We start from the raw sequence: 14,279 nt of genomic DNA on the forward strand, positions 1-14,279 counted from the left end.
GTGGTGCCGCCGTGGAGGGCCTCGATCACCGGGATGCCGTTGCCGGTGGTGACGATGCCCGGCCCGCCGGCGTTGGTCACGGCCAGCGTGGTGGTACCGCTGGCAGTACCGCCGTCGATCACCAGCCGGTCGGACGGGGAGCCGTCCGCGCCGAGATAGGTGTCGATGGCCAGGGTGCCGCCCTGGCCGGTGTAGTTCGTAGTCGTCAGCCGGGTGCCGGGGTCGCCGGCGGTGCGCACGAGCCCCGCGTTGGTGAGGCCGGCCACCGTCTGGTCCGCGCCGCGCAGGTCCAGCGTGCCGGCCGGCTGCACGACAAAGCGGGAGGCCGGGCTGAAGACATGGGCGGCGCCGGCAGCGAGGGTCCCGGCGGCCACCGTCGTGCGGCCGGTATAGGTGCTGGCGGCGGTCAGCACGGTCGTGCCGGAGCCGCGCTGGTCGACCGCGCCCACACCGCTGATCACGCCTTCGAAGGTCAGCGTGTCCGCGTGGTCGAAGGCCAGCGTGCCGTTGTCGATCACCTCGCCCACGAGCGAGCCCGTGCTCCCGCCGTTGCCCAGTTGCAGCGTGCCCGCCGCAATCGTCGTGCCGCCGGTGTAGGTGTTCGCGCCGGTCAACGACCAGGTCGTGGTACCGGACACGATCAGCGCCGTTGCGTCGCCACTGTCGCTTAAACTCGCCGCCAGGGTATTGGTGCCAGGGGCGCTCCCGGTCAGTGTCAGGCTGCGCGGACCGCTCCCGCTGAAGGCGATCGCCCCGGTATTGGTCCAGTTGAGGACCGTGGATGTATCGATGGTGCCTCCCGCTGGCCCCAGCGTGAACAGACGATCGGTGCTCACGCTGCCGGTTCCGGAAACTTGCAGGGTGCCGCCGTTCAGTACCAGGTTGCCCGCTGCATTGGTCGATGCACCGATGCCGCTCGCCACCCCGCCATTGGCCAGCGATGGCACGCTTAACACGCCCCCGGTGATCGTGGTGATGCCCGTGTAGGTGTTGGCGCCATTCAACACCAGCGTGCCGGCATTGGTTTTGGTGAGCCCCCCGCCACCCGCGATCACCCCCGTGCTGGTCAACGTCGTGCCCGCGGCCACGTCAAAGGCACCACCGCCGGCGTTGAGTGTGACGCCGCGCCCCGTGGTAAAGCTGGCCGTCGCCGCCAGCGTGCCGCCATCGAGGCTCAACGCGCCGGTGGCCGCGCCGAGGTTGGCGTCGCTTGCGACCTGCAGTGTGCCCCCGTCGATGGCCGTGCCGCCGGTGTAGCTGTTGGCACCGGTCAGTACCAGCGTCCCCAGGTCGGTCTTGTCGATCCCTCCTGCGCCGGTCAGCGCCGAGGCAACGGTGGCCACATAGCCCGCGCCCGATGCCGTGCCATCGCCCACGCGCAACAGGTTGCTGCCAGTGGCCAGCGTGATCGGTCCGCCCTGCACCACATAGCCGCTGGTGGCGAACTGCATGCCTCCGGAAACCACCGCTCCCAGACTGTTGTCCACCGTGACCGCGCCGGGCGCGGCCGCGAAGATCGCCAGGGTTCCCGCCGCATAGGGCGCGTTGACGGCACCGCTGACGTCGGTCCAGTTGTCGTTGCCGGCGGCAGCCTGCCACACGCCGTTGCCGCCATCGACCAAGCCGTTGTTGCGGGGCGCGCCGCCCCCATCCCAGAAGTCGAGCACCAGGCCGGTCGTATTGATCAGGTTGACCTGACCCGCCACGGAGGTTTGCACAATGTTCGTGCTGCCGGCCGGCTGAGTGCCCAGCGCCAGGCCCTCGTTGGTGAGCGTGCCGCCATAGCTGATCATGCGGTACAGGCCGGTGCCGTAGGTGCCGCCGGCGGATGTGCTGATGTTGAGCGTGCCAGCCAGCGTCAGGTTGCCACCCACCACCGTGAGGTCATTGAGCGGACCGCCGGGGACGTTGGCCTGGCCCAGTTCATAGTCCAGCACCGAGGCGGGGGCCAGCGCCAGGTTGCCGTTGATGGTCAGGGTGCCGGGCGAGTTGCCAGGGGCCAGGATGCCGTCGGCGATCGACACGCTGCCGCCAAGGGTGCCGGTGCCCCCAAGGGTCCCCCCGCCGGACACCGTCAACGTGCTGGCCGCGTTGCCCAGCGTGCCGTTGACCCACAGGGCCCCGTGGGTGACGCTGGTGCTGCCCGAGAAGGCCCCGCTGTTGCCGCTCAGCGTGGTGATCCCGCTGCCGATCTGCGAGAGGGTGCCGCTGCCCGTGATCGTCCCGGCGACGGTCAGGGCGTTGCTACGGTTGAACGCCAGCGCGCCGTTGTCGGTGATGTTGCCGACCAGGCTGCCCGTGGTGCCGCCATTGCCTAGCTGCAGCGTGCCGTTGCTGATCGTGGTGCCACCGGTGTAGGTGTTGGTGCCCGTCAGCACCAGCGTGCCGGTGTCGGCCTTGGCCAGGGCGCCGCTGCCCGCCATCACACCGGTCTGCGTCAGTATCGTGCCGCTGGCAACGTCGATCGTGCCGCCGCCGGCATTGAGCGTCGTCGCACGCCCCGAGGTGAATGTCGCGGTCGTGGCCAGCGTGCCGCCGTTGAAGCTCAACGCACCGGTGGCCGCGCCAAGGTTGGCGTCGCTGGCAACCTGCAGCGTGCCGCTGTTGATCGCAGTGCCGCCGGTGTAGGTGTTGGCGCCGGTCAACACCCAGGTCCCTGCGCCGGATTTGGTCAGCGCCGTCGCGTTAACGCCATAATTGCCCAAGCTCGCCGCCAGGGTATTGGCGCCAGTGTTGCTCCCGGTCAACGTCAGGGTGCGTACACCGCCAAAGGCAATGGTGATCGCCCCGGTGTTGGTCCAGTTGAGCGCCCCCGTCCCGGACGCATCGAGGGTGCCGCCCGATACTCCCAGCGTGAACAGCCGATCGGTGTCCGCAGCAGCTCCGGTATATAGCAAGACACCGCCGTTCAGCACCAGGTTGGTCCCTGCATTGGTCGACGCACCGATACTGCTCACCGCCCCGCCATTGCCCAGCGACGACACGCTCAACACGCCCGCGGTAACAGTGGTAGTGCCCGTGTAAGTGTTAGCGCCGCTCAGCACAAGGGTGCCGCTACCGGCCTGGTTGACACTGCCGCCGCCGAAGATCACGCCACCATAAGTCACGTTATCACTGCGCTTGAACGTCAGCGTGCCGTTGTCTTTGATATCGCCAACGACGCTGCCCGTCATGCCGCCATTGCCCAGCTGCAGTTTCCCATTGGCGTTGATCGTCGTGCCGCCACTGTAGGTGTTGTCGCCGGTTAGGATGGCAGTGCCAATGCTGATCTGATACACCGCGCCGGTGCCGCTGATTACGCCCGGAACGGTGACGATAGTGGCGCTATTGAATAGCAACTGGCCGTTATCTATCACATCGCCGGTGCCCAGCGAGCCATTGAAGCCGCTGCCGATCTGCAGTGTCGCCCCCGTCGTGATCGTCGTTAGGCCGGAATAGGTGTTGTTGTTCCCGCTCAACAACCAGCTACCGGACACGGTCAGCGCCGTTGCGCCACCACTGTCGCCTAAACTCGCCGCCAGCGTACTAGAGCCGTTCCCGGCCAGTGTCAGGGTGCGCGGACCGCTCCCGCTGAAGGCGATCGCCCCAGTATTGGTCCAGTTGACCTGGGTCGAAGCCGAGATGGTGCCTCCCGCTGGCCCCAGCGTGAACAGACGATCGGTGCTCACGCTGCCGGTTCCGGAAACTTGCAGGGTGCCGCCGTTCAGTACCAGGTTGCCCGCTGCATTGGTCGATGCACCGATGCCGCTCGCCACCCCGCCATTGGCCAGCGATGGCACGCTTAACACGCCCCCGGTGATCGTGGTGATGCCCGTGTAGGTGTTGGCGCCATTCAACACCAGCGTGCCGGCATTGGTTTTGGTGAGCCCCCCGCCACCCGCGATCACCCCCGTGCTGGTCAACGCCGTGCCCGCGGCCACGTCAAAGGCACCACCGCCGGCGTTGAGTGTGACGCCGCGCCCCGTGGTAAAGCTGGCCGTCGCCGCCAGCGTGCCGCCATCGAGGCTCAACGCGCCGGTGGCCGCGCCGAGGTTGGCGTCGCTTGCGACCTGCAGTGTGCCGCCGTTGATGGCCGTGCCGCCGGTGTAGCTGTTGGCGCCGGAAAGGGTCAGGGTCCCGGCACCGTTCTTGACCATGCCCGTCGAGCCGACGAGTGTGGAGGCGATGGTGGCGTTGGCATTGGCGGTGATCGTTGAACTGCCGGTCAGGGAAAGGGTATTGCCGCTCAAGGTGTATACGCCGCTGCCTGGTGCATTGAACACCAGGCCGCCGACAGTGATCGGCGTCGTCAGCGTCAGCGTGCCCGCCGCGCCGTTGTTGTTGCCGATGATGGCGATGTCGCCCGCGGCGTTGTTCCAGGTCTGGTCGGTGATGTTGTTGTTCCAGCGGGCGGTACTGATATCCCAGGTCCCGCTACCATCGGTCGCCGTATTGGTGGTGGTGGCAATGCCGCTGGCGTCCCAGATCCGGTTCGCTGCGCGAGCAAACGTCGTACACAGCGTTGCAGCCATCAGGGCTAGGACAGAAAACGCGACGCGTGGGGCATCGTGGCCGCCCCCAGGCCGATCACAGCGTGGAGAAGACACCGGGGTGCGAAAGCATCGAGATGATTTTTTCACCGTGACGTCCTTTCACCCATGTCCGTTTTCGCCAGCGGGAGAGCGCTCTACCCTGACCGGCTTCGCCGCTGCGGCGAAGCCCGGTCGAGGGGCGGTCGACCAAGCGGGTAGCCATGGAGGCCCAAGCTCACTTTGTAACTACTTGGGCAACTAGGGCGACCCGACTGCGTGGCACCGCCACGGCCACTGCGGCCAACCTGCGGAGTCACCGAGCGGCCTCAGAGGAACCTCGACCGCTGGCCTCTTGATCATCACCTAGTGCTCTTTCATGCATTTTTCCGCTCGATAGATCCCCGGGCTTCAGTCAGCTGGCTTCGTGCCAAAAGCCTCGACACACCACCGCCCGCCCAGGAAGGGAAGTTTGCAGAGCCGCCGTTATCGCTTGAAACTGGAATGACGCCCTGAATGACGGCAACGCGGGTCGTGCCAACATGTCCCCAGCCCCTCCGGACGATGAACCATGTTGCTCATCAGCACTCCGCGGCTTGGCTTTGCAGGTGAGTCGTTCCCCTGCGGTGTGCGATTAGCCATAGTCCGCACATCAACCGCTTCCAGACTGGTGTGCAGTGATCGGGCCCACTAAAACGTTCGTTTTAGCGAGCGAGTGGTCTGCGCGTCACGCAACCCCCTAGCGTGCGCATCCATATATCTTGCGCAAAACGGCGTCTGATTCGCGTGAACGGATTCTGATGAACGGATTCTGCCGGCTGCCGTCGGCTCGGTCGGACAATCGAGGACGAAAAATCGCGTGCCATGCGTTTCCGGTAGCGGTCGGCGGCCGACATAGGCCGATCCCGTCGCGCCCGTGATCGTTCCGTGGTCATGGGCGGTGAGCAACATCGACCATGCGCAAGCAAGCTGCGGCAATAGTAGTTGCGTGAACCACACCCAGATCGCAACGATGTTTAGCGATCCAACGCGCGGCACTCATGCAGGCCATGGTCCGCGCCGGTGCGTAGAGATGCGCGTGTCGCCTTCCCTTCATCTCACCCACGCATAACTTGAGGTCTCCGGGCAAATTGAAGATTTTCAGGATGCCTTGATAGGCATCGCGATTGTCTTCTGGCCGATGCGCCAAATGCTAGATCGATGTGTCGTGACGCAAGATGCGCTATACGGCGAAGAGTGGCGCGCACGTATATTTAGGACTTGTCTCATAGACGGGCACTCACACCACGACTAGCGTCCAGCAAACCTGCGCCTGTCGGGATCGACAGGCCGTGCTTGCGTCAGAAAGGATGCAGTCGCTCATGCCCCGCCAGTCCGATCTTCGTTTCACCTTCGCCGCCACGCCCAGCGGCAACACCCCGCCGCCTGCGTTCGATGTCGTGAGTTTCGAGCTGCGCGAAGCGCTCTCCGAGCCGTTCGTGCTGACGCTGGACTTAGCCAGCGCCGATCCGGCCGTGGACTTCGGCGCCGTGCTCGACCAGCCCTACCTGTTCACTCTATGGCGCGATGAGGAAGCGGTGCGCTACGTGCATGGCGTGGTGTCCTCCTTCGAGCAAGGCACCACCGGCCATCGTCGCACCCGCTACCGCGCCGTGGTGGAGCCCCTGCTGGCCCGCGCCGGCCTTCGCTCGGACTGGCGCATCTTCCAGCAGCAAACGGTGCCGCAGATCCTGCAGACCGTGCTCAAGCGCTCCGGCATCCTCGATGCCGAACAGGCGCTCACCAAGGAACACCTGCCGCGCGAGTACTGCGTGCAGCCCGGCGAGACCGATTTGGACTTCTTCCAGCGCCTGAGCGCGGAGGAAGGCCTGTACTACGCCTTCGACCACACCGCCCAAGGCCATCGCCTGGTCCAGGGCGACCTGCTTTACACCCACGGCGTCATCCAAGGCGGGCCGGTGACCTACAACGCCACGCCCGGTGGCGATCAAGCCGAACCGTGCCTGCGATCCTTCCGCTATACCGAGCAAGTAAGAACGGCTTCGCAAACGCAGAAGGACTACACCTTCAAGCATCCGCAGTACGGCCAAGCCCAGCGCAGCGAGGGCGTCAACCTCGATCATCAGGCACGCGACTACGAACGCTACGACTACCCCGGGCGCTACAAACAAGACGAAGCGGGCAAGCCCTTTACCCAGACCCGCCTGCTGGCGCTGCGACGGGATGCGCGGCTCGCCGAGGTGATCGGCGATGACCCTCGGCTGCAACCCGGTCTCGCGTTCGACCTGGACGGCCATCCCCGGGAGGACTGGAACACCGGCTGGCGCACCGTGCGCATGCGGCACACCGGCACCCAAAGCACCAGTCAAGAAGAAGACGCCGCCGAGGCCACCACTGGCACCCACTACCACTTCGAAGCCCAGATCATCCCCGATCGCGTCGAGTGGAAAGCGCCGCCCTATCCCAAGCCGCGTATCGATGGGCCGCAGATGGCCACCGTGGTCGGCCCCAAGAACGAAGAGATTTTCACGGACAACTACGGCCGCGTGAAGGTCCAGTTTCCGTGGGATCGCGAGGGCCAGAACGACGAACACAGCTCCTGCTGGATGCGCGTGAGCCAAAACTGGGCCGGCGCCGCCTGGGGTCATATGGCCATCCCGCGCATCGGCCACGAAGTCATCGTCAGCTATGTGGACGGCGACTGCGATCAGCCGATTATCACCGGCCGCACGTATCCAGCCACCAATCCGCCGCCGTACGAGCTGCCGCGCTACAAGACGCGCATGACCATCAAAAGCCAGACCCACAAGGGCAAGGGCTTCAACGAACTGCGCTTCGAGGACGAGAAGGACCAGGAGGAAATCTACGTCCACGCGCAGAAAGACCAGAACATCGTCGTCAATCACGACGAAACCACGCAGATCGGCCACGACCGCAAGGAAAACGTCGAGCACGACGAAACCATTGGCATCGGGCACGACCGCACCGAGACGGTGGGCAACGACGAGCAGGTGACCATCGGCAAGGATCGCCGTCACCAGATCGGCCAGGATGCCTTTCTCACCATCGAGCGGAACCACACCGTCAGCATCGGCAAAGACAAGACCGAAACCGTCGGCAACCACCGCAAGGACCAGACCACCGCCAATCACCTGATTGATGTGGGCGGCCACGTCGAGCAGACGGTGCAGGGTCACCACAAACTCAGCGCGGGCCAAAGCATCGAGCGGCAGACGCAGCGCTATCTGTTGCAGGCCGGCGAGCGTGTGGTGATTCGTGGCCCCGGTGGCACCATCACCTTGGACGATAGCGGTGTCACGTTGGAAGGGGTCCTCATTCACTTCAAGGGACCTGTCACGCAGGACAACAAGGGTGCCGGCCATGCCCTGTCCATGGGCGGCACGCCCAAGGAAAGCACGCTCGGCGCCTTGGCGCCGTTCCTGCCTTTCTCACGTTGACTACAAGGACGCTTCGATGAGTCAGAAAGTTGGTGATCTCCCGTTGGCCTTGCGGTACCCGTTCAAGAAAAAGGACGAAACCGAACCCAAAGACGAAACGGCTTACGTACAGGCCCTCACGTTCACGGACGGCGGAAACTATCCCCTCGGCGCCAATGGCTTCTGGCACGGCGGCATCCATTTCACACCCACCATGATGGCGAGCAGCCTGTCGTTGCGTGCCTTCACCAATGCCGATGGCATTCGATGCATGGGCGACGGGCGCGTCATTGCGTACCGGCTGGATGCGCGCACTCCCACCACCGCCACGCAGAACGTGGCGGGAGGCACGATCCAGGCGCCCTTTGCCACTAGCTTTACGTTGGTCGAGCATCACCATGCCTGGCCGGATGCCAGCAACGTACTGGTCTTCTACAGCCTTTACATGCATCTGGCGGACCTGCCTGGTTACAACCGGCATCAGGTGAAGATGCCCTACTGGGGCCAACTTTTCGCCGTGCCGTCGCCCACGGCGCAGCAGCCGTTACCGGCGGAGCAAGCAGCGCCAAAATCCCCAAAACACCACGCATCGCACCATGGGACGCCGGCACCATCCACGGAGCCAAGGCTACGCGGGTGGCCCGTCTACCACGGGGGCCCCACGGTCAAGCCGCCGCATAAGAATGCTGTCGTCGCGCTGTTGCCCGCCGGCATGCAACTGGTGATCAGCCACACCGAAGGCGACTGGGGACGCATCGACGACGTGTTCCCGGCCCCCGCACCCGCTGCCCTCACGGCGCCCGCCAGTTCGGGCATCGACACGCCAGCCACCACAGCGTTGTCACCCGCCGTCGGTGGTAGCGCGCCAGGGCTGGCCGGTCTGCGAGGTTCCTGGGTCAAGCTTAAAGCGAGCGACTCATTTGTCCTTACGCCCTTGGAGCTGCCGCCGTGTGACCGCGTGATCGTGCCCACTGATCCACCAGCCATCCGCGCCGGCGACCTCATTGGTTATCCGGGGGACTACCAGTTTTTGGACCATGGCAGCGCCACGCCCTTGTTGCATCTGGAAGTATTCGCTGACGGCAGCACATGGCCCGTGTTCGTGCAAAAGAGCCGCAACGCCGCAAGCGCCCCCGGTGTTGCCAAGCCGCTGCTTTACGTGCAACCTGGCGCGGCCATCAAGCAACTTGCCACACGCGACCCTGATAGCACGCCCCTGGCAACGGGCAGCGTGCTTACCATGCTCGATAGCGACAGCAACGACCTTTACGTCAAAGCACAACGGCAAGGCACGCTCAGTTGGGTGACGCCGACTCAGTTCAACGCGCTGCCGGCGGCACGCAAAGCGGAGAGGACATCCTTTCGGCGCCATGGCGGTGTCGTCGTCACCCGTGCCGTCGACAACACCAACGACGATATCGGCCTGCTAGACAAAGCTAGCGCCTCTTCAGTGGTGTGGCTTCCCCGCGTGCAGTGGAACAGCCTGCCGACCATAAATAACCAGTACGCCGTGGCCATCCCTTTGCCCAGCGTGTGGAGCGGCGAGGCAAGCCCGGACACGGTCATGCCACCCGCCAATCCGCCGGCTAGCGTCGCCTCGGCGCGTATCCTACCCATTCCACTGCTGATCAACGCTAACGGACCGCGGCAGGGCACCGCCGCGCACCGTCGCATCGACAACATCGCCTACTGGTTCAGCCCGGACTGGTCCGCGGCTAGTGCGCAGGGCCGCACGACCATGGCCGGCTGGATCGCCGAAAACGACAGCAAGGTCAGCCGCGTCTCGCCGCACGCATGGCCCGCCTTTGACAACGTGGAAGAACAAAGCCACGTGTCCGGCGCTGCCGTGGCCAACGCCGGACATCCGCGCGGCCCGGAAGATACCGACCTTGCACGCGCCGATTACGCCGACCTCACCCCGCAAATGCAGGCCATTTACACGCTGCTCTTGGGCGACCCCAACGCACAGGAAAGCGCCCATCTTGCCCACTTGCAACAAGCCGTGCGCCAGCCTTGGTTGCAAAACCAATTGATGCGCTTGGTGGTGCGTCACGAAAGTGAGTGGTACGCCGATGACGCCATGAGCAAATGGACCGCGCTCGATCCGCTCTACAACGCCCATCCGCTGTGGGCGAAAGAAAAGGAACGCATCAAGAAACTGCTGTGGTGGAAAGATGTGGCCGACAAGGTGCAGGGGTTCCCCGAATCGCCGAAGGTGTGGCATTTCCATCCCATCGGGCTTATCACCAATTTGCAGTGTTGGTGTGGGTGTTGCGAGGGGAAAGTATTTTTTACCCAGAACGGGAATGGCCTGCACGGCGGTACACACTTAGGCAGGCTGCCAATGGAACATTACCCGCTCTGGGACGCCCTGCAGGCGAGCTATCGCCTACAGGCGAACGACAGACGTGTGCTTGAGGCGGTATGTGCCAATGAAGGTAACTTTGACGCCGTGCAGGCATATGACAACGCCATAGTCACCGCTGGTGCGTGTCAGAAAATCATCTCGATTTTGCCTAGCAATCAAGGTAACCCTTTTGGCCGCTGGGCAGGCAGAGGTGGCGGTGAACTTCCTGTACAGGTTTGGTCCTTCAAGCAGGACAACCCCATGCTGTATGAGGAACTGTTTGAAGCTTGTGGCTGGACCGTCGTCAAGACGGGGCTGCGCAATGAGGGCGCAACCCACGTGATGTACTACTCCGACGCCGAGCTGACCCGCGGACAGGCAATGACTGGGCAGGAGCTGTTCAATCTATTACGCCTGGGCTTTACCAGCCATCGTGAAATGCGTGCATCGAAACCGCTCTCCGCTTTACTACACGCAGTGGCCCATCCCAAGTATCAGGAGCGCCAAGTCGTCGATATCACCGAACGCCTACCGGTAGCACTGGGCCTCACTGCATTAAGCTACGCTGCTACCGGTGCGACACACGAGATCCCCATTGGCGCGTACATGCGGTCCAACCTGGGCAAAGCCACGGTCCTCGACCAGCATGTCAATGCACCTGGCTGGGTAGGAAGCGATTTCAGGGATGCGCTCAATCGCTTCATCTCCAAGCATCCTCATGCCACCGATCCTGATGGCACCGAATGGGGGCAGAACCGTGCCGCCTACGAGTACGCAATTCTTGAGGACTACGGTAATAGCCGGCGCATGGCGAAGGTCGATGGGCAGAGCATTGCGCCACGTCGTTACAGAGCGCTCAAAGATAAGTTGGGGATGCCATGAAACACTTTCCGTGGACCACTGTGTTCTACCTCGCCGTTGCTGTGAGTAGTCCTATTTCTTGCGCGAAAGATTCACAGCCACCAGAGGGAAGGACATTGTTTGATCGCAGCCGATACGGCGGCGGAATCCTGTACGCCCATCCCATGTACAAAAATGATTCTCTGAATTGGCTTGAAATGTATTGGGTGAGCAAGGACGGGGGGTATCTTCGCCTACTGTATGACATGCCGACAACCACGCATTTTGAAGGGCCGGGAAACTACTCACCTAGCGGGCGCTTTTACATGTATGCCCAGCGCGATTTGACGGGACCCGCTGGACCTACTCCACAGGTCTGTGGATTTATTGATTTGTCCAATGGCTGCATCGGCGGAGCCATGGATGCCACCTGTGAAGGCCATTGGGATAGTACGCGCGACGATTGGGTCCAGTCAGACGGAAGCAAGATTTCCGCCGAAGAAATGCTTGGCGAGCCAAATGCCGCACAAAATTTCCTTGAAGCTTTGAAATACCCGGCGCAAGACGGCGGCACCGTTTATCAAATCAATGATCGTGAAATGTTTGAGCACGATGGAGGAATTCAAAACCTCCTACGGTGCAACGCCCTCAGCCCTGAAACGATTGATGCCTATCAAAGCATTCTAGGCATCTTCAAAAAGCATCGGTCCCCCAAGGCGCGCAACTATCTGCAAAAGGCCATCGATGACTACACGAAGAAGCATCCATCTTCTGAAACGTCGCCCTAGCCGTGTTGACGCCCATTGGCAAAGAAGACTTCAGGCGCGAAGTTCCACTTGCTCGGTGTGCGCGACAGGGGTATGGAAATCTCATCAAGCGCCTGGGGAGGCCTTGACGATGCGTCTGTCTATCATTTTTGCGGCTGGACTCATGGTCGTGGCGACGCAAGCACTCGCGCAGGCTGCACGACCCAAGCAGCCTAACAACTGGCTGCTCAAGGGCCCGGAGGGGGCGGGCCAAATTCTTCTTACCGAGCCAACCCACTTGCCGAAGGAAAATGGATGGCTATGGAAAAACATGTACTGGATAGATGCCAAAGGCAAAAAGCATCTATTGCTTCGCAATAAAGCCATCAATGGTGGTTACGACAACACGTCGGCAAGTCGCAGGTATTACTTGTACTCGCTGGTTGGCGAAGCCGCAAACGACCGGGCACAGTGCGGCTTTGTTGATTTGTCTAACGGCTGCCTTGGGGACCACATGGATGGTACTTGCGAAGGTAGCTGGGACGAACACAACGATATCCGAGTTCAATTCGACGGAAGCACCAGTCCGCCTGCCATCAACGAAGATGACTACGCAAATAGCCTATTGAATAATCAATTAGTAGAAGATAGATACAATTCTGGGATAAAAACAGACGATCAAACCTATTTTAACGATCCATTTTCAAATATAGAAAACATGCTTCGATGCAACCCAATTACTGAAGACAATCGCGATGCCTATCAAGGCATCCTGAAAGTCTTCAAAAAGAAGGCACCCAAAGCCGGCGCCTATTTGCAAAAGGCCATTAACGACTACACGAAGAAGAACCCACCCATCGCGACGTCACCGTAGTAATGGATATCTGCTCGTCAACGTGAAAACGACAGCAAGGTCAGCCGCATCTCGCCGCACGCATGGCCCGCCTTTGACAACGTGGAAGAACAAAGCCACGTGTCCGGCGCTGCCGTGGCCAACGCCGGACATCCGCGCGGCCCGGAAGATACCGACCTTGCACGCGCCGATTACGCCGACCTCACCCCGCAAATGCAGGCCATTTACACGCTGCTCTTGGGCGACCCCAACGCACAGGAAAGCGCCCATCTTGCCCACTTGCAACAAGCCGTGCGCCAGCCTTGGTTGCAAAACCAATTGATGCGCTTGGTGGTGCGTCACGAAAGTGAGTGGTACGCCGATGACGCCATGAGCAAATGGACCGCGCTCGATCCGCTCTACAACGCCCATCCGCTGTGGGCGAAAGAAAAGGAACGCATCAAGAAACTGCTGTGGTGGAAAGATGTGACCGGCAAGGCGCAGGGCTTTCCGGTATTGCCCACGGTGTGGCCAGGCAAATGGCCGATGCGCCAAATGCTAGATCGATGTGTCGTGACGCAAGGTGCGCTATACGGCGAAGAATGGCGCGCACGTATATTTAGGGCTTGTCTCATAGACGGGCATTCACACCACGACTAGCGTCCAGCAAACCTGCGCCTGTCGGGATCGACAGGCCGTGCTTGCGTCAGAAAGGATGCAGTCGCTCATGCCCCGCCAGTCCGATCTTCGTTTCACCTTCGCCGCCGCCCCCGGCGGCACCGCCCTGCCCCCTGCGTTCGATGTCGTGAGCTTCGAGCTGCGCGAAGCGCTCTCCGAGCCGTTCCGCTTGGTACTCGATCTCTCCAGCACCGATCCGGCCGTCGACTTCGGCGCCGTGCTCGACCAGCCCTACCTGTTTACCCTATGGCGCGACGACGAAGCCGTGCGTTACGTGCACGGCGTGGTGTCCTCCTTCGAGCAAGGCACCACCGGCCATCGCTGCACCCGCTACCGCGCTGTGGTGGAGCCCCTGCTGGCCCGTGCCGGCCTTCGCTCGGACTGGCGCATCTTCCAGCAACAAACGGTGCCGCAGATCCTGCAGACCGTGCTCAAGCGCTCCGGCATCCTCGATACCGAGCAGGCGCTCACCAAGGAACACCTGCCGCGCGAGTACTGCGTGCAGCCCGGCGAGACCGACCTGGACTTCTTCCAGCGCCTGAGCGCGGAGGAAGGCCTGTACTACGCCTTCGACCACACTGCCCAGGGCCACCGGCTGGTCCAGAGCGACTTGCTGTACACCCACGGCGTGATCGCGGGCGGCCCGGTGGCCTACAACGCCACGCCCGGTGGCGACCAAGCCGAGCCGTGTCTGTGGTCGTTCCGCTATACCGAGCAAGTAAGAACAGCTTCGCAAACGCAGAAGGACTACACCTTCAAACATCCGCAGTACGGTCAAAGCCATACCAGCGATGGTAACAACCTCGACCATCAGGCACGCGACTACGAGCGCTACGACTACCCGGGGCGCTATAAGCGGGACGAAGCGGGCAAACCGTTCACGCAGACGCG

7 protein-coding genes are annotated in these 14,279 nt (G+C 62.4%); 6 read left to right on the forward strand and 1 reads right to left on the reverse strand.

Annotated features, from left to right (window positions below; translation table 11 throughout):
* Positions 1–4,511, reverse strand: a 4,511-nt coding sequence (locus ABIC75_RS22835) for a beta strand repeat-containing protein (RefSeq protein ID WP_354016188.1), incomplete at its 3' end; no start/stop codon positions are given.
* Between the two features lie 1,358 nt (positions 4,512–5,869).
* On the opposite strand from ABIC75_RS22835, the gene ABIC75_RS22840 reads away from it, so the two are divergent.
* The 6 genes from ABIC75_RS22840 to tssI form a co-directional block, all read left to right on the forward strand.
* Complete coding sequence (locus ABIC75_RS22840; RefSeq protein WP_354016189.1) at positions 5,870–7,966, forward strand: type VI secretion system Vgr family protein; 2,097 nt, start codon at positions 5,870–5,872, stop codon at positions 7,964–7,966.
* 16 nt (positions 7,967–7,982) lie between these two features.
* Positions 7,983–11,174: a hypothetical protein gene (locus ABIC75_RS22845; RefSeq protein ID WP_354016190.1), complete on the forward strand. Its 3,192-nt coding sequence runs from the start codon at positions 7,983–7,985 to the stop codon at positions 11,172–11,174.
* Positions 11,171–11,920 carry a hypothetical protein gene (locus ABIC75_RS22850; protein WP_354016191.1) on the forward strand — a complete coding sequence of 250 codons (750 nt, stop codon included), beginning with the start codon at positions 11,171–11,173 and terminating at the stop codon, positions 11,918–11,920. The genes ABIC75_RS22845 and ABIC75_RS22850 overlap by 4 nt, the downstream gene beginning before the upstream one ends.
* A 109-nt stretch (positions 11,921–12,029) precedes the next feature.
* Positions 12,030–12,752: a hypothetical protein gene (locus tag ABIC75_RS22855; RefSeq protein WP_354016192.1), complete on the forward strand. Its 723-nt coding sequence runs from the start codon at positions 12,030–12,032 to the stop codon at positions 12,750–12,752.
* Positions 12,753–12,851: 99 nt separating this feature from the next.
* Positions 12,852–13,370 (forward strand): hypothetical protein, encoded by a 519-nt coding sequence (locus ABIC75_RS22860; protein ID WP_354016193.1) that lies wholly within the window; start codon positions 12,852–12,854, stop codon positions 13,368–13,370.
* A gap of 67 nt (positions 13,371–13,437) precedes the next feature.
* Positions 13,438–14,279 (forward strand): type VI secretion system tip protein TssI/VgrG (tssI, locus tag ABIC75_RS22865; RefSeq protein ID WP_354016194.1); only part of this gene is annotated, 842 nt, incomplete at its 3' end.

This window comes from Dyella japonica, from assembly GCF_040545895.1.
Taxonomy (GTDB): domain Bacteria; phylum Pseudomonadota; class Gammaproteobacteria; order Xanthomonadales; family Rhodanobacteraceae; genus Dyella; species Dyella japonica_D.

What these genes read in the sequence shown, in the direction of transcription:
- ABIC75_RS22855 (WP_354016192.1), top strand. Translation starts at nt 12,030, where the DNA reads ATGCGTCTGTCTATCATTTTTGCGGCTGGACTCATGGTCGTGGCGACG.
- ABIC75_RS22845 (WP_354016190.1), top strand. Translation starts at nt 7,983, where the DNA reads ATGAGTCAGAAAGTTGGTGATCTCCCGTTGGCCTTGCGGTACCCGTTC.
- ABIC75_RS22840 (WP_354016189.1), top strand. Translation starts at nt 5,870, where the DNA reads ATGCCCCGCCAGTCCGATCTTCGTTTCACCTTCGCCGCCACGCCCAGC.
- ABIC75_RS22850 (WP_354016191.1), top strand. Translation starts at nt 11,171, where the DNA reads ATGAAACACTTTCCGTGGACCACTGTGTTCTACCTCGCCGTTGCTGTG.